This is a genomic window from Mesorhizobium sp. B2-3-6, assembly GCF_006442305.1.
GTDB lineage: Bacteria > Pseudomonadota > Alphaproteobacteria > Rhizobiales > Rhizobiaceae > Mesorhizobium.
The window spans coordinates 68,884-92,366 of the sequence record NZ_VFVW01000006.1 but is presented as its reverse complement, the minus strand read 5'-3'; the positions used below and the strand labels follow the sequence as shown (position 1 = coordinate 92,366).

The following is a 23,483-nucleotide window of genomic DNA, read 5'->3' as shown; positions in this document are numbered from 1 at the left end:
CGTGGTTCGATGCGATTGTGGACATGAGGCGCATCACTCGATGACGCCGATCTTGCCGTGTTCCAGCGAAAGAAACACCGCAAGGATGAGAATTAGGCCGGTGATGATCTTCTGCTTCTCGCACGAGATGCCGAGAATGATCAGGCCATTGCTCCGCATGGCCATTATGAGGGCCGATATCACACTGAGTTCGAAGGAGGTTGCGGTTGTCGGCGTCGCCGCACCCAATCTTGCGGCGACGACGCGCGAAGTCACCGAAGCAGTCTGCAACGCCATAGGCGGGTGCAACGTCCTGACAGGCTGAAAACTGTCGTTCGGCACGGCCGGCGTCTCGCTCACGGCTGGTGCAATTGTCGGAACAGCTTGAACAGTTCGGCTTTCTTCTCGAAGCCGACACCGGGAACATCGGGTAGCCCGACATAGCCATCTTCGACCGCGATGTCGTCGGCGAAGCCGCCAAAGGGCTGGAAAACGTCGGGATAGGATTCGTTGCCGCCCAGATGCAGCCCTGCGGCAATGTTGAGCGACATCTGGTGTCCACCATGCGGCACCACGCGTCGTGACGACCAGCCAAGCGCCTTCATCACCTCCAGCGTGCGCAGGTATTCCACCAGGCCATAGGAGAGGGCACAGTCGAACTGAAGATAGTCGCGGTCGGGCCGCATGCCGCCGTAGCGCAAGAGGTTGCGCGCATCCTGGTGCGAGAACAGGTTCTCGCCTGTCGCCATCGGCCCACCGTAGTGGTTCGCCAGTTCCGTCTGCAACGCATAGTCCAGCGGATCGCCGGCCTCCTCGTACCAGAACAGGCCGTATGGCTGCATCGCCTTGGCATAGGCGACGGCGGTCTTCAGGTCGAAGCGTCCGTTGGCATCGACAGCCAGATACTGGCCCCCACCGACCACCTCCAGCACGGCCTCGATGCGGCGCAGATCCTCATCCAGGGGCGCCGCGCCGATCTTCATCTTCACGACCTTGTAGCCGCGGTCGAGATAGCCCCGCATCTCCGCCTGAAGCTTCGAGTGATCCTTGCCGGGATAATAGTAGCCGCCTGCCGCGTAGACCCAAACTTTCTCGTCCGCCACGCCCGCCCGGTAACGGTCCGCCAGCAGGCGCCACAGCGGGACGCCGGCGACCTTGGCGACGGCATCCCAGACGGCCATGTCGATGGTGCCCACCGCCACGGACCGTTCGCCGTGGCCTCCGGGCTTCTCGTTGGTCATCAGCGTCTTCCAGATGGCGAACGGGTCAAGGTTGTCGTTCTCATGGTCGATCAGTGTTTCGGGATCGGCCTCGAGGACGCGCGCGAGGAAACGGTCGCGCATCAGCGCGCCCTGCCCGTAGCGGCCATTCGAGTTGAAGCCGTAGCCAACCACCGGCTTGCCATCACGCACCACGTCGGTGATCACGGCGACGGCCGAGCAAGTCATCTTCGAAAAGTCGATATAGGCGTTGGCGATGGGGGAGGCGATCGAGACGGTCTTTTCCCTGATGTCGACGATGCGCATGCTTGGTCCTATCCTTCGAGTGCCTCCGCCACCGCCTTGCCGCAGGTGACGGTATCGGCCTTGCCCCCGAGATCACCGGTGCGGGTGGCTTCGCTCTTCAGCGTGGCTTCGATGGCTTCCACGATCGCGCGGCCAGCCTCCTCGTGACCAAGATGGTCGAGCATCATGGCGGCCGTCCAGATCTGTCCGATCGGATTGGCGATGCCTTTCCCGGCGATGTCCGGAGCCGAGCCGTGTACCGGCTCGAATAGCGACGGAAAGCGGCGTTCCGGGTTGATGTTGGCCGACGGGGCGATGCCGATCGTGCCGGTGCAGGCGGGTCCGAGATCCGAGAGAATGTCGCCGAACAGGTTCGATGCCACCACAACGTCGAAACGGTTCGGATTGAGCACGAAATGGGCTGCCAGAATATCGATGTGGTACTTGTCCCAAGAGACATCCGGGTATTGGGCGGCCATCGCCTCGACGCGCTCGTCCCAATACGGCATGGTGATCGAGATGCCGTTGGATTTGGTGGCCGATGTGAGGTGCTTGCGCGGACGCTTCTGCGCCAGATCGAACGCATAACGCAGGATGCGATCGACGCCGACGCGCGACATCACGGTTTCCTGGATGACGATCTCGCGCTCCGTGCCCGGATACATCCGGCCGCCGATAGATGAATATTCGCCCTCGGTGTTCTCGCGCACGACGTAGAAATCAATATCGCCGGGCTTGCGGTTGGCGAGCGGCGAGGGCACGCCCGGCATCAACCGGACGGGGCGCAGGTTGACGTATTGGTCGAACTCGCGGCGAAACTGCAGCAGCGATCCCCAAAGCGAGATATGGTCGGGAACCATGGCCGGCCAGCCCACCGCGCCGAAGAAGATGGCATCATGGTTTCCGATCCGGGACTTCCAGTCCTCCGGCATCATGCGGCCATGCCTGGCATGGTAATCGCACGACGCAAAGTCGAAATGGTCGAGCTGTAGGTCGATGCCGAAGCGCCTTGCCGCCACTTCCAGTACACGAAGTCCCTCGGGGACGACCTCCTTGCCGATCCCGTCACCGGGAATGACCGCGATCCTGTGCTTCTTTGCTGACATCATGGTTCCTCGGCTGCAGGAATGGGACGGCGGCGATGGACGGCCGCCTTACGGAAATCAGGCGGTGGAAGAGCGGGCATCAGCCGCCGAAATATTCGATCTCCTGGCGCAGGCGTTCGCCCTCGATGCCCATGCCGAGCAGGACGGCCACGAGCACTCGTGCTTTCTGGCCGCTCAAGTCGCCGGCAAAGATCACGCCCCCGTCGGAGAGTGTCTTGCCGCCGCCATTGCCATAAATCGGCTTGACCCGGCCGCGCTGGCAACGACTGGTCATGATGACGGGAGTACCATTGGCGACAAGCGACGTCGCGGCGGCAGTGACGGCGGGCGTCGCGTTACCCCGCCCGAAACCCTCCAGAATGATGGCCTTGGCACCATCCTGGGCGGCGAAGCGGATGTAGCGGTCACCGATCCCCATGACCAGCTTGATAAGATCGACATCAGCGACAATGCCTTTTGCGTCGTAGGTGCGGCGCAGGACCGGCTTGCGGTGCAATACGATGCGGTCGCCGTCCACTTCCCCGAGCTTGCCGTGCTCGTAGGAGATGAAGGTATCGGTGCGTGAACTGTGCGACTTGCTCACGTCACGCGCAGCATGGAATTCCTGCTCGAAGCAGATCATCGCGCCCAGGCCCCGCGCAGTTTCGGACGCGGCTAGCCGGATGGCATCCGTGAGGTTGCGTGGGCCGTCGGGGTTCGCCTCATCGGCCGCGTGCTGTGCGCCGGTGAACACTATCGGCTTGTTAGTCGCGACAAGGAGATCAGCCAAAAAGGCGCTTTCCTCCATCGTATCGGTCCCGTGGGTCACCACGACCCCATCGAAGTCACCTTGAAGGTGGTGTGAAATCCGCTGGGCCAGTGCAAAGCCGAGCGGGAGGTCGATGGCATAGCTGCCGACGTTGCAGAACTCGTCGATGGCGATGTCAATGCCATCGAGCGGATCGTGCAGCATGGCGCGCAACTCCGATCCTGTGACGCTTGCGGTGACATGTCCGCTCTCGGCTTCCAGCTTGGATGCGATTGTCCCTCCTGTTGTCATCAGACAGATTTTTCGCATTTCGGTTCCTCGCTGCCGTACCCGACGTTGAATAATTTGGTCAGACCAAGAAATCAAGAAGCTATTTTTTTGTGCATGAAATGCACGAATTTTTCGCATTTTTTGTGATTGACGGTCAGGCCAATTTGTCCATTAATGTCAGTTACGCTCTTTGGTCTGTCCAAAAGCGGAAAGATAACGAAGCGTATTCGCGCAACCAATGGGGAACGAGAGATGGTTGATGATTTTACCAGAATTCGGTTGGCGCCCACGCGCCGTCAGTTCCTGAAAACGACTGCCGCCTTCGGCGGTGCCGCACTTGCTGCATCGACCGGCCGCTTGGGGGAAGCCTTCGCGCAGGACGCAAACAGTACGCTGGTGATCGCGGCGCCCGCGACGCCCCAGGGCCTCGACATCGAGTTCGACGTCAGCCTGGGCTCCATCGATTCCCTCGGTGCGCTCTACGAGTACATGCTTGGCTATGAGAAGATGGATGATCCCAATGCACCCGGCGTGCTGCGGGAGGATACCGGCGTCCATACCGACAAGCCGAACAACCTCGCCTTGCGCGGCCGGTTGGCGGAAAGCTGGGAAGTGGCCCCCGATGGCCGCAAGGCGACCTTCAAGCTACGCGAGGGTGTCGTCTCCAACTGGGGCAACAAGTTCACGTCCAAGGACGTAAAATGGACTTGGGACCGCAAGTTCAACCTCAAGGGGCAAGGCCTGTTCCAGACCGCGGTGCTCGGTCTCAAGACGCCTGACCAGATCAAGGTGGAAGGCGACTATGCGGTCTCCTTCAATCTCGAACAGCCAAATCCATTGCTTCTCAAGCAGCAGTGTAACCTCGCCAACCCGATCTACGACGCCACCAAATGCGCCGAAGCCGGTGGCTCCGACGACCCGTGGGCGGTCAATTTCCTCAAGAACGATAGTGCTGGCTTTGGCCCATATCGCCTTGCCCAGCTCGTGCGCGGTCAACAAGCCGTGTTCGAGGCGCGCGAAGACTACTGGGATGAAAAGCCCTTCATGAAGCGCGTCATCATGCGCGAAGTGCCGCAGTCGGCCAGTCGTTTCTCGCTGCTGCAGGGCGGCGCGGTCGACATCGCACAGTTCCTGCAGCCGCGCGAACTGGAGGCGCTGAAGAAGCAGCAGAACGTGGCGGTGGATGCCGTCAATTCGTCCTACATGATCTGGCTGGAGCTCAACTCCAAGATCGCTCCATTCGATAATGTCGACGTGCGCCGTGCCATCAACCTCGCTATCCCGCGCGACGAGATCATCCGCACCATCTACTACGGCTATGCCGACGAGCAGAAGGCGCCGATGCCCTATATCTACCCGATGGCGGATGAAAGCTTCTTCGCGTACGGCTATGATCTTGCCAAGGCCAAGGAGCTTCTTGACAAGGCAGGCGCCAAGAACCTGGCGACCACCTTGTCCTACAACGCCGGCGACCCGACGCAGGAGCCGATCGCATTGCTGATCCAGACCGCGCTAAAGCAGATCGGCGTGGAGCTGACGTTGGAGAAGCTGCCGGCCGGCGTGTTTTACGAGAACGTCACCAAGCGCGCCAAGCCGATGATCTTCTATCTGGATTCGCCGTGGACGCCGGATCCGGGCTACTCGACCTACCTCTACTTCAACTCCGAAAGCTACGTGAACTATTCCAATTATGACAACAAGAGCGTCGATCAGATGATCAAGGACGGTCTTGCCACGCTTGATGACAATGTGCGTAAGCAGAAATACTCGGAGGTGCAGAAGACGTTGATGGACGAAGCGCCCTGGGGCTTCATTGCTTATCCGAAATACACGCTGGCGCGTAAGGCGAACCTCAAGGGTTACACTTACTACACGTCCAATAATCTTCGGTTCCAGGATTTCAGCCGCGGCTGATGAGGTCTTGTCCCTGGAGGCTGCCGCCTCCGGGGACAAGTTAGTGTATCGGAAAGATCTTAGATGTCTTCGAAGCTTAGCCTTCTCCTGAGGCTGGCGGTCATCCGGCCGAGATTTGCGATCGGCTATCTGATCGTCATCGCGATCACCCTGCTGGCGATCTTCGCGCCGGCCATTGCACCCTATTCGCCGACCGAGGCGGATTCGGCCAGCTTCCTGCAGCCGCCGGATGCCACCCATCTCTTTGGCACCGACAATGTCGGCATGGATATTTTCAGTCGTTCCATCTACGCGCCCCGCATCGACCTGACGATCGCGATACTGGGCACGCTCCTGTCGGCGCTGATTGGCGGCTCGATCGGTGCTGTTGTTGGTTTCTACAGCAGCGGGCGCGGCATTCGCGTGTGGCTATCCTTCGCCGTCATGCGCGCGGCCGACGTGCTGCAGGCATTTCCCATTTTCGTCTTCGCCATCGCCCTGGTTGCCAGCCTCGGTCAGAGCATCCAGACGGTGGTTCTGGCCATAGCCTTCGTCAATGCGCCGATCTACTTGCGTCTCATGCGCTCGCAGGTGCTCAGCATCCGCTCCATGCGCTATGTCGAGGCTTCGCAGGTCAATGGCCTGTCGGACATGCAGACCATTCGGCGCCACATCATTCCCAATGCGATGGCGCCGGTGCTGGCGCAGCTATCGGTCAATGTCGGCTGGGGCATCCTGCTGACCTCGGCGCTGTCCTTCGTTGGTGCCGGCGTGCGCGCGCCGACACCTGAATGGGGCAGCATGATCGCCATGGGCTTTCAAAACGTGGTGACCGGCCAGTGGTGGCCGTCCATGTTCCCCGGCGCGATGCTCGCGATCACCGTATTCGGCTTCTCGTTGGTCGGCGCGTCCATCGAGGTCCTGGCCGATCCGTCCAAGCGCCGGCAGCTGCTGAGCGATGCACGCGAGCATCGCCGCCGGGTCGACCGGCCGGCGGAGGGCGCCTGATGCGCATCCTGGCCTATCTCGCCAAGCGCCTGATTTTCGTGATCCCGCAGTTGCTGGGCATTGTGCTCGTGAGCTTCCTGCTGGTGAAGAGCATTCCGGGTGACCCCGCTGTGCTGATGCTCGGGCCCACGGCGACGCCTTCGGCCATCGCCTCACTGCGCCAGCAGCTCGGGCTCGACCAGCCTCTCTACATGCAGTTCCTGATCTATGTGCGCAATCTCTTGCATGGCGACCTGGGAACCTCCTGGCAGACAACGCGGCCGGTGCTCGAGGATCTGCTTCAGCGCTTCCCGGCGACCCTCGAACTCGTCACGCTTTCGCTGCTCCTGGCTATCATCGTTGGGGTAACGCTGGGCGTCTATGCGGCGCGCAAGCCAAACGGCTGGATCGCGCGCCTGTCCGATCTCTATGGCTTGAGTGCCGGTGCGCTACCGGACTTCTGGTTCGCCCTCGTGCTGATCTTCATCTTCTATACCGTGCTCGGCTGGGCGCCTGCGCCTCTCGGCCGTATCGACATGATCGTCATACCGCCGGCGCCGGTCACCGGAGCCCTCACCATCGACGCGCTTCTCGCCGGCGACCTGCAGGCCTTCTGGTCTGCCTGCGCGCATCTGGTCCTGCCGGTGATGACGCTCGGGCTCCTGAATGCCGGTCCCATCCTCAAGATGACGCAGGCGACGATGGAGAAGATGCTGGACTCCGATTTCAGCCGCTTTGAAGTTTTGTGCGGGGTGCCGCAGAACCTTGTCGTGCGCCATGCGCTGCGCAATGCGTTGCCATCGATCGTCACCATTATCAGCGTGCTCTACGGCTTCCTGATCGGCGGTGCGGTGCTCGTCGAGATCGTGTTCTCGTGGGGAGGGGCGGGGCAATACGCGGTGCAAGGTGTGCTGAATTCGGACATCTATCCGGTTCTGGGCTTTGTGCTCTTCTCCGCCATCTTCTCCCTCATCGTCTACATCGCGGTCGACCTCATCTATTTCCTGCTCGACCCGCGGATCAGCAATTAATGTGAGAATGTCATTGGGCGCAGCAGAAATCATAAGCAAAACGCGCAACGCGTCCGGCGGCGACAAGCCGCCGTTGATCGACATCAGGAACTTGCGCGTGACGTTCCCGTCCGGAAGCGCCGAACCGAAGGCGGTGCTGAAGGGCATCGACCTTGCAGTACAGCCTGGCGAGATCGTTGGCCTGGTCGGTGAGAGTGGCGCGGGCAAGACGACGCTCGCCCGCTCCATCCTCGGGCTGCCGCCATCGCCGGGCCGCATCGCCGGCGGCGAAGTCCACTTCGAGGGCCGCCAGATCCTCAGCCTGTCCGAATCCGAACTCCGCCGTCTTCGCGGCCGCCGTCTCTCGGTCGTGGTGCCGAATCCCCGCGCTGAGCTCAATCCGCTGCTCAAGGTCGGCGACCAGATCGCCGCGATGGCGAGGATCCATCTCGGCGTCGGCGGCAAGGAGGCGCGGCGCATGGCGTTGAAGATCCTGCACGACGTGCAGATACCGGACCCGGAACGGCGCATGGATGCCTATCCTCACGAACTGTCCGGCGGCATGGCGCAGCGCGTCGTCATCGCCATGGCGCTGATCTGCAGCCCGGCCTTTATCATCTCGGATGACGCCACCAGCGGACTCGACGTCACGGTGCAGGCGCAGATCCTGGCCCTGCTGACCAAGCTTGCCTCGGAGCATGGCAGCGCCATGCTGTTCATCACCCGCGACGTCGGCATCACCGCGCATTTCTGCAATCGCATCGCTGTGCTGTTCTCGGGCGAAATCGTCGAAATCGCGCCGCGCGAGGCTCTCTTCCTCGCGCCCGCGCATCCCTACACATTGATGCTGCTTGCAGCCTTCTCCCATAGCCCCAGGCTGCGCGACAGCTGGAGCGTGCCGGACACTGGCCGGCGGCGCGAACCGCCCACCGGCTGCCAGTATGCCAACCGCTGTCCCATCTCTCAGCCGGTTTGCCGCGCACAGCGGCCACCTTTCGCCGAGATCGGTCCGGGCCACTTCGTCCGCTGCCATTTCCCCGTGAGGCACGCATGAACGCCGTCCTGACCATCGACAACCTCTACAAGCGCTTCCCCATTGCCGGCTCCAAGCAGGTGGTACAGGCGATCAACGGCGTCAGCCTGACCATCGAGCCGGGTGAGACACTGGGGCTCGTGGGCGAGAGTGGCTCAGGCAAGACCACGGTCGGCCGCTGCATCGTCGGCCTGATCGAGCCGACCGCCGGAAACATTCGCTTCCGCGGCACCGACCTGGCGCAGCGCCATCAACACAAGAGCAAGCTGGCTGGCAAGATTCAGCTTGTATTCCAGGAACCGAACGAGTCGCTCGACCCGCGCATGAAGATCGGCGACACGATCTGCGAGCCGCTCCTGCCGCTAAAGCTCGACCGCGAAACGAGGCGCCGCCGCACGGCCGACGCCTTGCGCCTGGTGCGGCTGGATACCGACTTGCTCGACGCCTATCCTTCCGAGCTGCCTTCCGGGCAACAGCAGCGTGTCGGCATAGCGCGCGCCATGGTCACGGAGCCCGAACTCGTCGTCCTCGACGAACCGACCTCGGCGCTCGACCCGACCGCCCGCGCCGAGATCATCGATTTGCTGCGGCGCATCCAGAGCGAACGCAACACCGCCTATCTGTTCATCTCCCACGACCTCTCCACGGTGCGCTTCATCAGCCACCGCGTCGCGGTGATGTATCTCGGCATGATCGTTGAGCAGGGCAGCGCCGAAACGGTCTTCAATCGCCCGCAACATCCCTATTCCAGTGGTTTGCTGTCGTCGGTCATGCTGCCGCATCCGCATCTCAAGATCGAAAGCAGCGTCAGCCTCAAAGGCGAGATCCCGAGCCCGATCAATCTGCCCCAGGGCTGCTTCCTGGCATCGCGCTGCCCGTTCGTCATCGATCGCTGCCGCCGTGAGATGCCGCCGGCTGAGACGGTCGGCGAACGGCACACGGTCCATTGCTTTCGCCACAAGGACGTCGCCGCTTCGGTGCCGGCCTCCGACACCTTCAACGTGTTCATGAAGGAAGCCGAACGCATCCTCGGCCGGCCGGCGCCCGGTGGTCTCGCGTCTTCGCTACGATAGTCAATCAACCAGGAAATGGGAAACCAAGCATGTCAGGACGTCTCGCTGGAAAGAAAGCACTGGTCACGGGAGGCGCACGCGGCATCGGTGGCGCGATTGCCACGGCCTTCGCGCGCGAGGGCGCCGACGTGGCCGTTCTCGACCTGAAACTCGAGGCCGCCGAGGCGCGCATCTCCGCCCTTGCTGATTTCGGTGCAAGGACCTTCGCCGTCGCGGCCGACGTCAGCGACGAGGCGCAGGTCGAGGCAGCCGTCAAGAAGGTGGAGGCGGCGCTCGGCCATATCGACATACTGGTCAACAATGCCGGCATCGACACGACGTCCGTCGTCGCCGAAATGAGCACCGGCATGTGGGACCAGATGATGGCCGTCAACCTGCGCAGCGTCTTTCTTTGCACGCGCGCGGTGCTGAAGCCGATGATTTCCCGCAAGTTCGGCCGCATCATCAATATCGCCTCGCAGCTCGGTCACAAGGGCGCGCCGGAAATGGCGCACTATGCGGCCGCCAAGGCCGGTGTCATCGGCTTCACCCGCTCGCTCGCCTATGAGGTGGCGCGCGACGGCATCACCGTGAATGCCATCTGTCCCGGCCCGATCGAAACGGAGCTATTCAAGGCGCTGCCGGAGGAATGGAAGAAGCGCAAGCTCGGCGAACTGCCGATCGGCCGCGCCGGCCATGTCGACGAAATCGCTCCCACCGCCGTGCTGCTGGCGTCGGAGGAGGGCGCTTACTACATCGGCGCGACCATGAATCCGAACGGCGGCGATGTCATGCTCTGATCAACCGCGGGCTGAATGGTTCCATCCAAATGTATCTTGTTCTAGCTATGTGGCGACAATTCCTGCTGACGCTGGGGCCTAGCCATGATGAAACGCAATCTTAGTGATGATGGAAAGACGGCGGCCTTACAGCCGCCCGACCTGCGGCGCGAGCGCCGGGAAGCCAGCGGCGGTGTGGCCCAGGCAACGGTGGCCGCCTTGCAGTCGATGATCCGCGACGGCAGGTTGCGACCAGGCGATACATTGCCGCCGCAGCGCGACCTGGCCCGCGACCTCAATGTGAGCCGCGCCACGCTGCGCGAGGCTCTGTCGATCCTCGCCACCATCGGCGAGATCGTTGCGCGCGAGGGAGGGCGGGGCTTCGTTTGTGCCGACCCTTCCGGCGCACCGGCAACTCCGTCCTGGCGCTTCGCGGCGCGTTATTCGCTGAGCGAGGTCTATCAGTTCCGCTACATCGTCGAATCCTACGCCGCCGAGCTCGCGGCGCTGACCCATACCGATCAGGAGATCGCCGACCTGAAGGAATGCACGATCGCCTTTCGCAACGCGGCGCGCGAAAAGGACCTCAATTCCTACGCGCAGACGGACTTCGATTTCCACAACCTCATCATGCGCATCTCGCGCAACAAGCTGCTGGTGGACATGCACCAGACATTCGCGAGCGTGCTGCTGGAGAGCCAGCGCCTGCCCACCGAGCGGCGGGGCAATCTGCTGTTCGCGGTGCAGGAGCATGATCGCATCCTGGAGGCGATTGCCATGGGCGATCCCGATGGCGCCAACTACTACATGCGCAAACATATCAGCATGGCGGGAAGCCGGGCCGGTCTTCCACCCTCGCAACTACCCTAGACGCCCTTCGGCCGGGGACATGAACAACGAAAGGAAGAGAGATGCCGAAAGAAATGTTTGTATCCTACGGAGTGGACGTTGACGCTGTCGCCGGCTGGTTGGGTTCCTACGGCGGTGAGGACAGCCCTTGCGACATCTCTCGCGGCGCCTTCGCAGGCAAGGTCGGCAGCCTCCGGCTGCTTCGGATGTTCGAAAAGTGGGGGATCAAGACGACATGGTTCATCCCCGGTCATTCCATCGAGAGCTTTTGGGACGAAATGAAGGAAGTGGCGGACGCTGGCCACGAGATCGGCATGCATGGCTACAGCCACGAGAACCCGATCGCCATGTCGCCCGAGCAGGAAGAGGCCATCTTCAACAAGTGCGTCGACCTGATCACCAAGCTTTGCGGCAAGGCGCCTCGCGGCTATGTCGCTCCCTGGTGGGAGTTCGGCTCGAAAACAAATGAGCTTTTGAAGCAGAAGGGGCTGCTCTACGACCACTCGCTGATGCATAACGACCATCACCCCTACTATGTGACGGTCGGCGACCAGTGGACGAAGATCGATTATTCCAAGCATCCATCCAGCTGGATGAAGCCGTATTCGCAAGGCGAGGAGACCGATCTCATCGAGATACCGGCATCCTGGTATCTCGATGACCTGCCGCCGATGATGTTCATCAAGGCCTCGCCCAACAGTCACGGCTTCGTCAACCCGCGCGATATCGAGCAGATGTGGCGCGACCAGTTCGACTGGGTCTACGAGAACTACGACTATGCCGTGTTCCCGCTGACGATCCATCCCGACGTGTCGGGCAAGCCGCATGTGCTGAAGATGCACGAACGGCTCCATGACTATATGAAGGGCTTCGAGGGCGTGAAGTTCGTCAAGATGGAAGAGATCGCGGCCGATTTCGGCAAGCGCTTCCCGCGCAGCGGCAAGGCACGTCCCAAATCCTGAGCGGCTTCGGCGTACTATGCCGGGATCGCCGCGCGGTCTCCGGCCCGGTTCGCTTGAGTGGTCAGACCCGATAGATCGGATTGATTATACTTTCTGTGTCATCTCGCCGATGGCAGCTCCCGTCAATTCTGCTGGAAACAGCAGAATTGATGGTGGATTTGGTGCCCTTCGCATTGCTTTTCGACCACCCATTTCCGGTCAGACCAAATGTGCTGAAAATTCAAGCTTTCTTGCAAGTTTTCTTAATTGTCATGGCGGGTAAGGCGTGCTAGCTCCAATCTTGGTCTGACCAAATAGGGAAGACTGGGAAGAGGTGGAATGAAGGATAGAACGCACAACGTCCTTGATTTCCGATCCGTGTCCAAGCGCTACGGTGCCACGATTGCGCTTGAGGATATTTCGTTTGAAATGCGCTCCGGCGAAGTGTGCGGTCTGCTCGGCGAAAATGGCGCCGGCAAGTCGACACTCGTGAAGATACTGAGTGGCGTCGTCACACCTGATACCGGCTCCATCGAATTGCGCGGCGCTCCTTTCAAGCCGCAGGGCATTGTGGACGCCCGCTTGGCCGGCATAGCAACCGCCTTCCAGGAACTCAGCCTGATTCCGACATTGTCAGTGGCCGCGAACCTGTTCCTGCCGCGCCCGGCACTCAACCGCCTTGGTCTGGTGTCGGCGCGCAACATCGAGCGTGAGGCGGCTGAGATTCTTCAAGCCCATGACGTGGCGGATATCGCGCCCCGGCGGCTGGTCGAGGATCTGCCGCTCGGCATGCGCCAGAAGGTCGAGATCGTGCGTGCGCTGCGGCACCGCCCGGCCGTGCTGGTGCTCGACGAAGCGACCGCCGCGCTCTCCGACCGTGAATGGCTTTTCAAGCTGGTCGATGCCGCTGTTCGTGGCGGCACGTCAGTGCTCTACATAAGCCACAAGCTCGACGAGATCCGCCGCTTGTGCCAGCGCTGCGTTATCCTGCGTAACGGCCGCAAGGTGCTGGAAAGCGATGTTGAATCCATGAGCGACGAAGCGATATTCAGCAGTATGGCCGGTCGCTCCGTGGTTGAATCCGCGGAGAAGGCGCCGTCGGCGGTTCGCGTCGGCGCCACGCCGGCGCTGGAGGTCGGTCACCTGATCGGCCCTGGCGTCAATGATATCAGCTTCTCGCTGGCTCCCGGCGAGATTCTTGGTGTGGCGGGTCTGGAGGGTCACGGGCAGTCCAGTCTCTTCAAGTCGCTGGTGGGCTTGTCGACGCTGCGAGAGGGCACGATCTCGATCGCAGGCAAGGCGACTTCGGTCGGCTCGCCTCGCGCGGCGCGTAGGCTCGGCATGGTGCTGGTGCCGGAGGAACGAAAGTCCGAAGGACTGTTTCACGATCTCACCACGCAGGCGAATATCTCGCTGCCGGTGATAGACAAGGTGAGCCCATTCAAGCTCGTAAACAGATCTTCCGAGCTGCGGCTGGTGGAGCAGGTAACCCCGGCAGTGAACCTTTCGAAGCAGCTCCTGCCCCTCAACGTCGGCGCGCTTTCGGGCGGCAACCAGCAGAAGGCGGTGCTGGCGCGGGCGCTGATAACGGGCGCGCGGTGCCTGCTGTTGTTCGATCCCACGCGCGGTGTCGATGTCGGCGCCAAGCGCAACATATACGCCATGATGCGCGCGTTCGTGCGCGATGGCGGCTCGATCCTGTTCTATTCGACTGAACTGGACGAACTCGTTCAGCTCTGTGATCGCTGCCTCGTTCTCTACCGCAATTCGATTGCCGGCGAGCTGGGCCGCGACCATCTCTCACAGGACCGTATGCTGTCGCTGGCATCCGGTTATCGCGACGGGTCGCGGCGGCCTGCCGCCCAAGGGGCGTAACGATGGCATCCGATACGCCTCGCGGCCGCTTGACAATTCTAGGCAACGGAGCGGTCGCCGCCATCGGCCTGCTTATCGTCATGTTCGCCGTCTATGCCGCCCACGAGCCTTCGGCACTCTCGCTGTTCGGCATCGGTAACCTCCTCAACAACGCCATCGTACTCGCCCTCGCCGCAACGGGACTGACGCTCGTCGTGGTATGCGGCGAGCTGGACCTTTCGGGCCCCGGTGTGATCGCCATCGCGAATGTGGTGGTGGCGACGGTGAGTGGCGGCGATGCGGGCGCCCTTGGCAGCTTCGGCCTGGTTCTGTTGGTCGGCCTCGTGGTCGGTGGTCTCAACGGCATACTGGTCGCCTATTTTGGACTGCAGTCGCTCGCCGTGACGCTCGGTTCTCTGATCGCATGCCAAGGCATCGCGCTCCTCATCCTTCCGGCACCTGGCGGCGAGGTGGTGGAATCCATCGCTTATGGCATCACCGGCGACATTCTACGCATTCCCGTGCCGGCGATCCTGTTGGTGCTGGTGCTCGTCTTCTGGTTTCTGCTCAAGCATTCGCGCATGGGCATAGCAATGTACGCGGTCGGCACGGATCAGACGGCCGCGCGGCTCTCGGGGCTCAATATCCGCGCCACCAGGCTATTCGCTTTCGTGGCCGCCGGCCTGTTCTATGCCATGGCCGGCTTCGTTTTCAGCGCCGAGATCGGTTCGGGCGATCCACGCATCAGCGATTCCTTCTTGCTGTTCATGTTCGCGGCGGTCGCGATCGGCGGCACGTCCCTGTTCGGCGGTCGCGGCGGGGTGGTCGGCACGCTGGCCGGTGCAGGTATTTTGACGGTGTTGCAAAAGATGCTGTTCGCGCTCGGCGTGGCTGACTTTTACACCAACATCTTCAACGGACTTATCATGATCTTGGCAATCCTTTTCGGCCAAGCCTCCGTCTATTTGGCGCGCCGTTCCGCGAGAAGGGAAGCCTGATGACCGACAAGGACATTACGACCCCGGCACAGACGTCCGAGCACGGCGCGCAGAGCGCGCGCCGCGCACTTGTCTCATCGGACCTTGTGCCGCCGATCACCGTGTTCGCCGCCACGGCGCTGCTGGTCATCGGCACGAAGATCGCCAGTCCCAATTTCGGTTCGTTCGACCAGCTCACCGCCATACTGGTTACCGCCATCTTCCTGGTGGTCGCTTCGTTCGGGCAGGGGCTGGTGATCCTTCTGGGCGGCATCGACTTGTCACTGGGCGTGGTCATCGGTGTCGGCGGCATGATGATCGCGGAACTTACGCGCGGCAGCAACGACGCGCTGCTGTACGCCATTCCGCTTACCCTCTTGTGCTGTCTTGGCATCGGTCTCATCAACGGCATCGGTGTGGCGATTGCCAAGATCCCGCCCTTCATCGTGACGCTGGCGTCCGGCATCACATTCTTCGGGGTGGCGCTGGGTTTCACCGCGGGCAATTCGCAACAATCGGTCGCTCCTGCGATCCAGCAGTTCATGAGCTCCCGCTGGCTGGGGGTACCCTACCCCGTCTATTTCATAATCGTCTTTGCGGTGTTCGCCTGGCTGTTCCAGAACAAGAGCGCGGAAGGCCGCAAGCTCTACGCCATTGGCAGCAGCCCTGGCGCGGCCAACGTGCTGGGCCTGCCGATCGCCGCGCTCACCATCGCAGTCTATGCCATCAGCGGCCTTTGTGCCGGAATGACCGGCATCCTCTTGGCCGGCTATTCCTCGAGCGCGACGCTTGACATGGGCGATGCGCTGCTGATGCCCTCCATCGCCGCCGTCGTCATCGGCGGCGCACGGGTCACCGGTGGCTCCGGCATCTATCTCGGAACTCTTGCCGGCGCGCTCTTCCTCAGCACGTTGTCCACCGTCATCACCACGCTCAGCCTCTCGCAGGGATTCCGCGACCTGGTGCAGGGCGGGATCATCATCATCGCTTTGCTGCTCCAGCGTGGGCGGCTCAATCTGCGAAGCCGTTAGTCGGCGGTCGCTTCAAATGGGAGAAAGAACATGAAGAACGCTTCGCGTAGACTGACTTACGGCCGGGCGGCCATCGCCGCCACGTTGCTTGGTCTGGGGACATCCAGCGCGAATGCCCAGGATACCTACAAGGTGTTCCTGAACATGAGCTACAGCGGCAACACCTGGCAGGCGAGCGCCGCCAACGGCATCAAGGCACTGGCTTCGACCCCGCCTTACGACAACCAGGTAGAGTTCAAGACCATTATCTCCGGCACCGACGTGCAGAAGCAGATATCTGACCTCCAGAGCATGATCGCGGCAGGCGCCAACGCCATTCTTCTGTATCCGCTCTCGCCGACTGCGCTCAACCGCACCATCAAGCAAGCCTGCGATCAAGGCGTCGTGGTGTTCACATACGACAGTACGGTTACGGAGTCCTGCGCGCACAACGTCTCCAACATCACCGCCCGTTACGGCGCCAATACGGCGCAGTGGATGGTGAACCAGATGGGCGGCAAGGGAGAGCTGATCTTCAACCACGGCGTCGCCGGCACGACCGTGACCAAGACCTATGACGAACAGGCCTATGGCGTGTTCAAGAAATATCCCGACATCAAGATCGTCGGCGATTTCTATGGCAACTGGAACGACGCGACCTCGCAGGAGGAGGTTGCCAAGATCCTAGCCGCGCACCCCAACGTCGACGGTATCTGGACGGTTGACGGCACCTTTGGCTCTTTGCAAGCCGTCATCAACAGTCGTCCCGACAAGCTGGTCGTGATTGCCGGCCAGTCCAACAACGGCTATCGTCTCGCGATGGCGGATCCGGCAATGCAGGCCAAGGGCCTGAAAGGCGTCTCCTCGAGCGCGGGTCCGGCCGTTGGCGGCTACGCCTTCAAGCTCATGATGGAAGTCGTGACCGGCAAGAAGAAGCTAACCGCTAACAACATCGAATATCCGCTGCCATGGGTTGAGCCGCAGGATGTGAAGCTCTGCCAGGGTGAGACCTTCGTTGACGGCTGCAACACTTTCCCTGCCGACAAGGTGCCACCGCTCTTCATCGACACCTCGCTGAACGGCGATCTGCTGCCCGAACTCAGCTTGAAGTCGGTGCAAGATGGTACGCCCACGCCGGGCGCAACCATCAAGGATCTGCCCGACGTGACCTACGCCGACAATTTGCCCGGCATCAACTGCGGAAAATGTGAGCCGACCAAGGGCTGGCTGGAGCCAAACAAGGTTAAGCCGATCCCGGCCCCTTGAGTTCCTCGACAGAAGAACGCGGCCTCGGCATTTCCGAGACCGCGTTCTTCTTCTGGTCGAAGCCTGCGGTAGACCAGGCAGGGGGGACTTGGCATCGCCAGGCAGGGCAACCACCTACAGAGGAACTGTAAGGCCCTGTCGGGGTCAAACGGTCTCCGAAGACGGTCATCCAAGGAGCAGATCATGTGCTCGCTATGCGGCGTTCTAGGCAGCAACGAACATTGGACCGATGCCGTGGCCCGGCCCGGCGTTTACACGCGCAACGTCGAAAACGTTGACCGGCGCCGTGAGCGCGCCAATCGCGTCAGGATAGCTAATCTCATCCTGGCCTCCTTCGGCATGCGGCTGGCGGACTGGCAGGGGACGGCCTTTGTCATTTCAACGCGAACGGGCAAGACCGAGATCATCAACGATCTCGGACACCTATGGCAGGCTGCGGAGCGTCTTTCGGGCAGGACTTGCGATCCGTTGGAGGCCGATGTCATCGCAAGCTTCGAAGCCGGTCGCGATGGCTGAACTACCGCCTTTCACCCCGGTCCACCTGCTGACAGGTTTTCTCGGCTCGGGCAAAACGACGCTTCTGAAACGGTTGCTTGATGACCCTGATCTATCGGACGCGGCCGTGCTCATCAATGAATTCGGCCAGGTTGGGCTCGACCACCACTTGGTGGAACGAATTGACGAAACCATGGTACTGCTTCAGTCCGGCTGCGTGTGCTGCACCGTGCGCGGTGAACTGGCCGACGCGATCCGCGATCTATATTCGAAGCGGGAGCGAGGCCAGATATCCCCGTTCCGGCAGGTAGTGGTCGAAAGTACGGGGCTGGCTGACCCATTTCCGATTCTTTCGACGCTAAAATCCGATCCGATGCTGAAGCACCATTTCATCGTGGGAAATGTGGTGACCACCGTCGACGTCATGAACGGGATTGCCAACCTCGACCGATATATCGAATCCAATCGTCAGGTGGCCATTGCCGACAGGCTGGTCATGACCAAGACCGATCTCGCTGACGACGCCAAAATCGGGCGACTTGCAGATCGGCTGGAGCGCATCAATCCGGATGCCCCGATACTGAATGTCCGCTCCGGGTTCTGCGCACGAGATCTGTTCGAGCAGGAGACTGTAGCCCGTGCAAGCCAGCTGCAATCGCAGTCAGGCTTCTTCTGCGAGGAGGCTGCCGTGTTGGCGACTGCCGACGGACAGGCGCATCAAGCGGCGATCGCATCCTGCGTCCTGGTCTGGGACGAGCAAGTCGATTGGACCGCGTTCGGCTTATGGCTCACCATGCTGCTCAACAGACATGGAGAGCGTGTCCTTCGGGTGAAGGGCATCCTGAACATCGCAGGTGAAGACCGCCCGGTCGCGGTCCACGGTGTGCAGCATCTCGTTCATCCTCCTGTACATATGGAGGCGTGGCCGAGCCAAGACCGCACATCGCGGCTGGTCATCATTGCCGACGGCCTCGATTTAGAACGGGTGCAGCGCTCATTCGCTGCATTCGCATTGGCCAGCCAGCCCAAAGTCATGGTGATCGGCGGCGCGTAGCCGAGCGCCAATGTACCCCACACGGACCAACCGACCGCGGCGATGGTCATTGGCATGCCGATCATGATGATCATCGTGGCGATGCTGGTGCTGCTGATGATCATGCGTCATCGGCGACCGAAGCGCGGCGGCGATGATCAGCATCACGCTGCCTTCGTCCCAAGCGAAAGCCGCTCCCCGCTCAGAAGACACAAACCGCCAAGCGCGGCGCGGCCGACGCGATGTTGAGCGCCTCTCATACACGCTGCGGCTCGGTGCGGCATCCCAGAACCACGATCACGCCCAACTGCGTCGGCATCTTGCCGATTTGGTCGCGGCCTACAATTTCGGTCGCAGACTCGAAACCCTCAAAGTCTCACCCCCTACGAGTTCATCTGCAAGGCATGAGCTTCCCAGCCCGAGCGCTTCACTCTCAATCCGCTCCAGCAAATGCCGGGACTTCTCTATTCGGTGTGTTGAAGTCAATCGCTTTCAAGCTTCCTCTACCATGGGCATTTGATGTCTTTCGCGAGGCCCTGCTTCTCTTCGGGATCGGCGCTTTGGCCCTCCCAGCATGGGATCAGTTGGAATGAAGGGGACAATCTAAACAGCGTTCTCACCACGTTGCCGCGGTGGAAACGAGTCCCGGCACGTCCTCTCTTCATCCTCCGTCCCGCGAAGGACATGTATCCGCCCTTGGCGGATCCCGTTATCGGATCTTCTCCCTTTCGTTTGGTGGACCCGGCTATATCACCCCCGTCGCTTCCTCTCGCGCCCAGCGGAACTCACCGCCGTCGGACCATATTCTGTGCATGATGACAGCCATTCTGCGAGCAAGGGCAACGGTCGCCCTTTGCCGGCCTCGACGTTTGGCGATGTTCATCCCCAAGTTTTCAGCCATGACCACTTTTTCACCACCGTCAGCAAGACTTGCGCGGCTTCATAAAGCAGCGTCCGCATCATGGCGTCACCGCACAGGGAAACACGTCCGACGCGATTGTCCTCGCCTGATTGATGCAACCGCGGCGTCAACCCGAGAGCCGGACCTACGGCTTTCGAGTTCTTGAAGCGTGCAGGAACGTCGACCGTGGCATTGAAAGCCAGCGCAACGACAGGGCCGATACCAGGCACGGTCATCAACCGCCTGCAGAACCGTGTCATCCTTCACGATCGACAACAACCTTTCATGCAGCACCGTGAACTGCTCGCGAAGTTTCTGTCGGGCGGCAAGCAACGCCTCCATAATGTCACATAGCTCCGGAATGTCGTTGGAAAGGTCCTGGATGCGATCTGCAAATTTGGCAGCGCCGACAGACTGGTGCAGCCATGGGTATCTCCCCTCGACAACCCCCTTCAGAAAAAACGCATCCAGCGGCCATTTCTCCTGAATTCCCGCACTTTGGCTTTCCAGCGATAAACTGGCCTTGGGCGATGAATGGAAACGGTCAGGTGTCTGTGCTCGAGAAGGTCCACATAATTGGCACTGTTGAATTTCGATTTCGGTCTCGAATTAAGAAAGCTGGTGCAAATCCAGCTTGATCGGCCTCTCGGGCTTCCGGACGAAAAGCGCAGATCCTGTTGCATTGCGCGCTGGATCGCCGATCGCGCTATCGCCCAGGCCCTAGCGAAGTAAGCAAAGGTACGTTCGCCTCCTGCAATCTGGGAGTTCTTGCCGACATCGGCGCGAAGGGCACTTGCGCCTTCGTAAAGCGTTCTCCTGTCAGAGATGCGGTGAAGGCTCCATGATCATGAAGAGAACGGATGGATCAGGTTCGAATGACAATGTCTCAACGGGCGTGCCGGCGTCCTTCCCCTTTGATCGGACCACCGTCGAACGCTTCCGGAAGAGTTTTCCCCGGGCCCGCTGGAGCGATCAACTCAAGGCCTGGTTTGTCCCGGGAAAGACCGCAGCTCGGCGCGTCAATCGTTGGATGGAGCAAGAACTCGCCGGATCGAGCGTGCATGCTGACAGCAGAGGACGCGACGCCTACGCCTTCGATCCTATCGTTTCCAAGTACCTGTTCGTGCACCAGGATCGGCTGGAGGTGCAAACACCATATTCTCGCTCGGTGGTGAAGGTGATGCGCGACGTGCCGTTTGCGTCCTGGGATCCCGACAGGCACGCTTGGAAAGTGCCATATCGCTCCTATGAACAACTGCATCGACGCTGGGCGGAAATTGAGGCTGCCGCTCTTCGCAACGAGCCCGAAGCGCGAAAACAGCGCGCGGCGCAGAGGCAGGGGTCTCCGCAAGAACTGGCGTCTCGCGCCCATGCCACGGAACGCCGCCGCAGGCGCTATCCGCTGGATCCAAACGATCTTCCGCCGCTTGGCCGGCCGGTAATGACACGGGGCTACGGTGTCATCGTCTTCATCGGGTGCGATGGCGAGCCCGTCGATGGCGACATTCTTGGTACCCAGTACGCCGACTTTCCAGACCACCATGACTATGTCTGGGGTCGGTGGCGTCCCGCCGCCTTCGATGAGCTCATCAAGACCTGGCCCTCGCGAACCAAGACGGAGATTGGTGACGCGCTTTGGTGGCAGCCAACTCTCGATGACCTCAGGGTCGCACGAAAGGCGGCGCGTGGGTTGGAAAGACGGCGAGGTCGAGTGTGACCCTGTTTGCCACCGTTGAGGCTCTTCTCGATGCCTCCACCGAAGTCTGCAAAGTCGGCGGGTCCATACCTCGTCGGGTTTGGACTCGATCCGTGCAAGCACGCGCGTACGGAAATTGCTGTCAGGCTCAACCAAGGACATGTCCGAAATATGCGACAAGTTTCGGACAAAGGCGTGAACCTGCTGACATCTGAACTTGGCCCCGTCAAAATCGACTAGTCGAGCTCTATCCAAGCCGGCGCATGATCGCTGGGCTTTTCCCACCCTCGCGTCCCAACATCCACGCCGGCATCGCGAAGCCTGGGCGACAACGATGGACTGACGAGCAGATGGTCCATTCGCAGGCCAGAACTCTTGTCGTAGCCGCCGCCATAGGAGTGATTCCAATAAGTATAGACCCCCTTCTCCGGGCGGATGCGCCGGACCGCATCGATCCAGCCATCCTCAAGCATCTCGGCATAGGCTTGCCGGCTCTCGGGGAAGAAAACCGCATCGCCGAGCCATCGTCGCGGCACCACGGCGTCAATCGGAGTTGGAACGACGTTGTAGTCTCCACACAGCACTGTCGGCGCTCCCGCTTTGAGCAAGTCCTGGCCGTGGCTGATCAAGCGGTCGAACCAGCGCAGCTTGTAGTCGAACTTGGGACCAGGCGCTGGATTCCCATTGGGCACGTAGAGACAGCCGACAACGAGCCGGTCCACCTGGGCTTCGATGTAGCGGCTGTGAGTGTCATCAGGATCGCCAGGCAAGCCGCGCCGGCGTTCAACCGGGTCCATCCCTCGAGTTACAATGGCCACTCCGTTGTAGGATTTCTGGCCATGCCAGATGGCGCCGTACCCCGCCTCGCGGATGGCCTCGATCGGAAATTTCTCGTCGGACGTTTTTAGTTCCTGGAGGCAGACGATGTCGTAGTTGGTGGCCGAGAGCCACTTGAGGAGCACGGGCAGCCGTCCATTGACACCGTTCACATTGAAGGTGGCAATCCGAACCATTTGTCGTGGCTCATTTCTTTCCGAGTTTGTCCTTGACCTTCTTGCGACTGTTGCCGACCGATTTCACGGCCGATTTGACGTCGGCTTTGCTTGCCCCACTCTTGCCCGCCTCGTATTTCACCTCATGATTCTGCCCGCCAGCGACCTTTGCGCGGTCCTGGCTGCGCCCGCGAGTTGTTTGAGTAGCGGCCATTTCTTCCTCCAAGGATTACGTTTCGATTTCCCAACAACGCGGCCGGACTCTTCCGGTTCAATTCATCGGCGCGTAGTGTGGAACTGAAAGTCAGGGCCGGCTATTGGATCGAACTATGTGTTCGGGTTCCGCATGCCGGCCGTAGAGGCCGCCCTCTACCCGGACATTACCCCCTGCCTCAGTTTCGTCCGTTCCAGCGCTGCGCGCTGATCGACGACATACCGGTCCATACGGGAATGACGAAGTGCAGGTGAAATGAATAGGAGATCGCGGCGATCTCTCCTCGATATACACATGGCGAGGCGAGCGACCGCGAGAAGCACGAATGTCCTCTTTGGAAATCCGGTACCCATCCGGTGAAGCAGCCTTGCTGACATAGGCTGAAGGGCTGCAAGTTCTAGTGCCAGCACTAGGAGTAGCCCTATGACGAAGCATCAGATTGAAGTGATCACCTCGGTCGAGCGGCGCCGGCGCTGGGCCGGAGGAGAAGGAGCGGGTGGTCGGCGCGACATTTGAACCGGACGCCAATGTTTGGAGCTTGCGCGATCGGCCGGCATTCAAGGATCGATGACGGACGCTTTGATCGCATTGGTAGCCGCGGCCACAGAGCGCACGGGACTGCCGCTCCCGGGTCCAGCGGCTTCACTTCGTCCAAGTTTTCAGGCTCTCTCACATTCTCCCGAGCAGCCAGATCAGCCCAGCGTCCGGCTCGGCCTCAGTGCTGCTGGTACCTGACGCCCTTTCGAGGGCGCAATGGATGTTTCGCAAAGTCGAGGTGCATGACTATCATAGTTAATTGTAACTGCTGGTAACCTTGCGTAACCGGTAGCCATCAGTAGCTTTTGAGCAGAGAACGGTATGTTGTATCCTGGTCGTTTTTTGGGGCCGAGCGA

Annotated in this window: 22 protein-coding genes and 1 pseudogene; 16 read left to right on the top strand and 7 right to left on the bottom strand. The window is 61.0% G+C overall.

Going from position 1 to position 23,483, the window contains the following annotated elements; translation table 11 throughout:
- Positions 1 to 33: 33 nt before the first annotated feature.
- From FJ953_RS18460 to FJ953_RS18445, 4 genes are all read right to left on the bottom strand, one after another.
- Positions 34 to 339, bottom strand: coding sequence for a hypothetical protein (locus FJ953_RS18460; protein WP_140527984.1), 306 nt, complete (start codon positions 337 to 339; stop codon positions 34 to 36).
- Positions 336 to 1,505 (bottom strand): mandelate racemase/muconate lactonizing enzyme family protein, encoded by a 1,170-nt coding sequence (locus FJ953_RS18455; RefSeq protein ID WP_140523261.1) that lies wholly within the window; start codon positions 1,503 to 1,505, stop codon positions 336 to 338. Before FJ953_RS18455 ends, FJ953_RS18460 begins: the two co-directional genes overlap by 4 nt.
- A gap of 8 nt (positions 1,506 to 1,513) precedes the next feature.
- On the bottom strand, positions 1,514 to 2,590 hold the full coding sequence (locus FJ953_RS18450) for a tartrate dehydrogenase (RefSeq protein ID WP_140523264.1): 1,077 nt from the start codon (positions 2,588 to 2,590) through the stop codon (positions 1,514 to 1,516).
- 79 nt (positions 2,591 to 2,669) lie between these two features.
- Positions 2,670 to 3,647 carry an asparaginase gene (locus FJ953_RS18445; RefSeq protein ID WP_140523267.1) on the bottom strand — a complete coding sequence of 326 codons (978 nt, stop codon included), beginning with the start codon at positions 3,645 to 3,647 and terminating at the stop codon, positions 2,670 to 2,672.
- A 213-nt stretch (positions 3,648 to 3,860) separates the two neighbouring features.
- Between FJ953_RS18445 and FJ953_RS18440 the strand changes: the two genes are divergently transcribed.
- From FJ953_RS18440 to FJ953_RS30550, 15 genes are all read left to right on the top strand, one after another.
- Complete coding sequence (locus FJ953_RS18440) at positions 3,861 to 5,522, top strand: ABC transporter substrate-binding protein (protein ID WP_140560030.1); 1,662 nt, start codon at positions 3,861 to 3,863, stop codon at positions 5,520 to 5,522.
- 63 nt (positions 5,523 to 5,585) lie between these two features.
- Positions 5,586 to 6,509, top strand: coding sequence for an ABC transporter permease (locus FJ953_RS18435; RefSeq protein WP_140523273.1), 924 nt, complete (start codon positions 5,586 to 5,588; stop codon positions 6,507 to 6,509).
- On the top strand, positions 6,509 to 7,519 hold the full coding sequence (locus FJ953_RS18430) for an ABC transporter permease (protein ID WP_210239621.1): 1,011 nt from the start codon (positions 6,509 to 6,511) through the stop codon (positions 7,517 to 7,519). Before FJ953_RS18435 ends, FJ953_RS18430 begins: the two co-directional genes overlap by 1 nt.
- Positions 7,520 to 7,616: 97 nt before the next feature.
- Positions 7,617 to 8,552: an ABC transporter ATP-binding protein gene (locus FJ953_RS18425; protein ID WP_181165428.1), complete on the top strand. Its 936-nt coding sequence runs from the start codon at positions 7,617 to 7,619 to the stop codon at positions 8,550 to 8,552.
- On the top strand, positions 8,549 to 9,604 hold the full coding sequence (locus FJ953_RS18420) for an ABC transporter ATP-binding protein (protein WP_140523278.1): 1,056 nt from the start codon (positions 8,549 to 8,551) through the stop codon (positions 9,602 to 9,604). The genes FJ953_RS18425 and FJ953_RS18420 overlap by 4 nt, the downstream gene beginning before the upstream one ends.
- 29 nt (positions 9,605 to 9,633) lie before the next feature.
- The gene (gene fabG, locus FJ953_RS18415) at positions 9,634 to 10,383 is read left to right on the top strand and encodes a 3-oxoacyl-ACP reductase FabG (RefSeq protein ID WP_140523280.1); all 750 of its coding nucleotides are present in this window, start codon (positions 9,634 to 9,636) and stop codon (positions 10,381 to 10,383) included.
- Positions 10,384 to 10,467: 84 nt separating this feature from the next.
- Complete coding sequence (locus FJ953_RS18410; RefSeq protein ID WP_224656196.1) at positions 10,468 to 11,232, top strand: FadR/GntR family transcriptional regulator; 765 nt, start codon at positions 10,468 to 10,470, stop codon at positions 11,230 to 11,232.
- A 41-nt stretch (positions 11,233 to 11,273) separates the two neighbouring features.
- Entirely contained in the window at positions 11,274 to 12,173 is a 900-nt protein-coding gene (locus tag FJ953_RS18405; protein ID WP_140523283.1) for a polysaccharide deacetylase, read from the top strand.
- Positions 12,174 to 12,491: 318 nt separating this feature from the next.
- Positions 12,492 to 14,027, top strand: coding sequence for a sugar ABC transporter ATP-binding protein (locus FJ953_RS18400; protein ID WP_140523285.1), 1,536 nt, complete (start codon positions 12,492 to 12,494; stop codon positions 14,025 to 14,027).
- A gap of 2 nt (positions 14,028 to 14,029) precedes the next feature.
- Positions 14,030 to 15,004 (top strand): ABC transporter permease, encoded by a 975-nt coding sequence (locus FJ953_RS18395; RefSeq protein ID WP_140523288.1) that lies wholly within the window; start codon positions 14,030 to 14,032, stop codon positions 15,002 to 15,004.
- Entirely contained in the window at positions 15,004 to 16,014 is a 1,011-nt protein-coding gene (locus tag FJ953_RS18390) for an ABC transporter permease (protein WP_140523290.1), read from the top strand. Before FJ953_RS18395 ends, FJ953_RS18390 begins: the two co-directional genes overlap by 1 nt.
- Before the next feature lie 30 nt (positions 16,015 to 16,044).
- Positions 16,045 to 17,259: a sugar ABC transporter substrate-binding protein gene (locus FJ953_RS18385; RefSeq protein ID WP_140523293.1), complete on the top strand. Its 1,215-nt coding sequence runs from the start codon at positions 16,045 to 16,047 to the stop codon at positions 17,257 to 17,259.
- Positions 17,260 to 17,442: 183 nt separating this feature from the next.
- The gene (locus FJ953_RS18380) at positions 17,443 to 17,775 is read left to right on the top strand and encodes a hypothetical protein (protein WP_140523295.1); all 333 of its coding nucleotides are present in this window, start codon (positions 17,443 to 17,445) and stop codon (positions 17,773 to 17,775) included.
- The gene (locus tag FJ953_RS18375; protein WP_140523298.1) at positions 17,768 to 18,808 is read left to right on the top strand and encodes a GTP-binding protein; all 1,041 of its coding nucleotides are present in this window, start codon (positions 17,768 to 17,770) and stop codon (positions 18,806 to 18,808) included. Before FJ953_RS18380 ends, FJ953_RS18375 begins: the two co-directional genes overlap by 8 nt.
- Before the next feature lie 63 nt (positions 18,809 to 18,871).
- A complete protein-coding gene (locus FJ953_RS30550) occupies positions 18,872 to 19,036 on the top strand; it encodes a hypothetical protein (RefSeq protein ID WP_181165429.1) in 165 nt (54 codons plus the stop codon).
- Positions 19,037 to 19,532: 496 nt separating this feature from the next.
- Here FJ953_RS30550 and FJ953_RS18365 read toward each other — a convergent pair.
- Positions 19,533 to 19,970 (bottom strand): annotated as a pseudogene (locus tag FJ953_RS18365) (transposase); the annotation flags it as partial.
- Between the two features lie 559 nt (positions 19,971 to 20,529).
- On the opposite strand from FJ953_RS18365, the gene FJ953_RS18360 reads away from it, so the two are divergent.
- Positions 20,530 to 21,405: a hypothetical protein gene (locus FJ953_RS18360; protein ID WP_224656195.1), complete on the top strand. Its 876-nt coding sequence runs from the start codon at positions 20,530 to 20,532 to the stop codon at positions 21,403 to 21,405.
- A 215-nt stretch (positions 21,406 to 21,620) separates the two neighbouring features.
- On the opposite strand, the gene xth is transcribed toward FJ953_RS18360, so the two are convergent.
- Both xth and FJ953_RS18350 read right to left on the bottom strand, forming a co-directional pair.
- Positions 21,621 to 22,397, bottom strand: coding sequence for an exodeoxyribonuclease III (gene xth, locus FJ953_RS18355; protein WP_140523301.1), 777 nt, complete (start codon positions 22,395 to 22,397; stop codon positions 21,621 to 21,623).
- A 10-nt stretch (positions 22,398 to 22,407) separates the two neighbouring features.
- Positions 22,408 to 22,590, bottom strand: a complete 183-nt coding sequence (locus FJ953_RS18350) for a DUF3606 domain-containing protein (protein ID WP_140523303.1) — start codon at positions 22,588 to 22,590, stop codon at positions 22,408 to 22,410.
- Positions 22,591 to 23,483 lie beyond the last annotated feature (893 nt).

What these genes read in the sequence shown, in the direction of transcription:
- FJ953_RS18385 (WP_140523293.1), top strand. Translation starts at nt 16,045, where the DNA reads ATGAAGAACGCTTCGCGTAGACTGACTTACGGCCGGGCGGCCATCGCC.
- FJ953_RS18395 (WP_140523288.1), top strand. Translation starts at nt 14,030, where the DNA reads ATGGCATCCGATACGCCTCGCGGCCGCTTGACAATTCTAGGCAACGGA.
- FJ953_RS18420 (WP_140523278.1), top strand. Translation starts at nt 8,549, where the DNA reads ATGAACGCCGTCCTGACCATCGACAACCTCTACAAGCGCTTCCCCATT.
- fabG (WP_140523280.1), top strand. Translation starts at nt 9,634, where the DNA reads ATGTCAGGACGTCTCGCTGGAAAGAAAGCACTGGTCACGGGAGGCGCA.
- FJ953_RS18435 (WP_140523273.1), top strand. Translation starts at nt 5,586, where the DNA reads ATGTCTTCGAAGCTTAGCCTTCTCCTGAGGCTGGCGGTCATCCGGCCG.
- FJ953_RS18400 (WP_140523285.1), top strand. Translation starts at nt 12,492, where the DNA reads ATGAAGGATAGAACGCACAACGTCCTTGATTTCCGATCCGTGTCCAAG.
- FJ953_RS18430 (WP_210239621.1), top strand. Translation starts at nt 6,509, where the DNA reads ATGCGCATCCTGGCCTATCTCGCCAAGCGCCTGATTTTCGTGATCCCG.
- FJ953_RS30550 (WP_181165429.1), top strand. Translation starts at nt 18,872, where the DNA reads ATGATGATCATCGTGGCGATGCTGGTGCTGCTGATGATCATGCGTCAT.
- FJ953_RS18360 (WP_224656195.1), top strand. Translation starts at nt 20,530, where the DNA reads ATGATCATGAAGAGAACGGATGGATCAGGTTCGAATGACAATGTCTCA.
- FJ953_RS18450 (WP_140523264.1), bottom strand. Translation starts at nt 2,590, where the DNA reads ATGTCAGCAAAGAAGCACAGGATCGCGGTCATTCCCGGTGACGGGATC.
- FJ953_RS18440 (WP_140560030.1), top strand. Translation starts at nt 3,861, where the DNA reads ATGGTTGATGATTTTACCAGAATTCGGTTGGCGCCCACGCGCCGTCAG.
- FJ953_RS18380 (WP_140523295.1), top strand. Translation starts at nt 17,443, where the DNA reads ATGTGCTCGCTATGCGGCGTTCTAGGCAGCAACGAACATTGGACCGAT.
- FJ953_RS18445 (WP_140523267.1), bottom strand. Translation starts at nt 3,647, where the DNA reads ATGCGAAAAATCTGTCTGATGACAACAGGAGGGACAATCGCATCCAAG.
- FJ953_RS18390 (WP_140523290.1), top strand. Translation starts at nt 15,004, where the DNA reads ATGACCGACAAGGACATTACGACCCCGGCACAGACGTCCGAGCACGGC.
- FJ953_RS18350 (WP_140523303.1), bottom strand. Translation starts at nt 22,590, where the DNA reads ATGGCCGCTACTCAAACAACTCGCGGGCGCAGCCAGGACCGCGCAAAG.
- FJ953_RS18455 (WP_140523261.1), bottom strand. Translation starts at nt 1,505, where the DNA reads ATGCGCATCGTCGACATCAGGGAAAAGACCGTCTCGATCGCCTCCCCC.
- FJ953_RS18375 (WP_140523298.1), top strand. Translation starts at nt 17,768, where the DNA reads ATGGCTGAACTACCGCCTTTCACCCCGGTCCACCTGCTGACAGGTTTT.
- xth (WP_140523301.1), bottom strand. Translation starts at nt 22,397, where the DNA reads ATGGTTCGGATTGCCACCTTCAATGTGAACGGTGTCAATGGACGGCTG.
- FJ953_RS18405 (WP_140523283.1), top strand. Translation starts at nt 11,274, where the DNA reads ATGCCGAAAGAAATGTTTGTATCCTACGGAGTGGACGTTGACGCTGTC.
- FJ953_RS18410 (WP_224656196.1), top strand. Translation starts at nt 10,468, where the DNA reads ATGATGAAACGCAATCTTAGTGATGATGGAAAGACGGCGGCCTTACAG.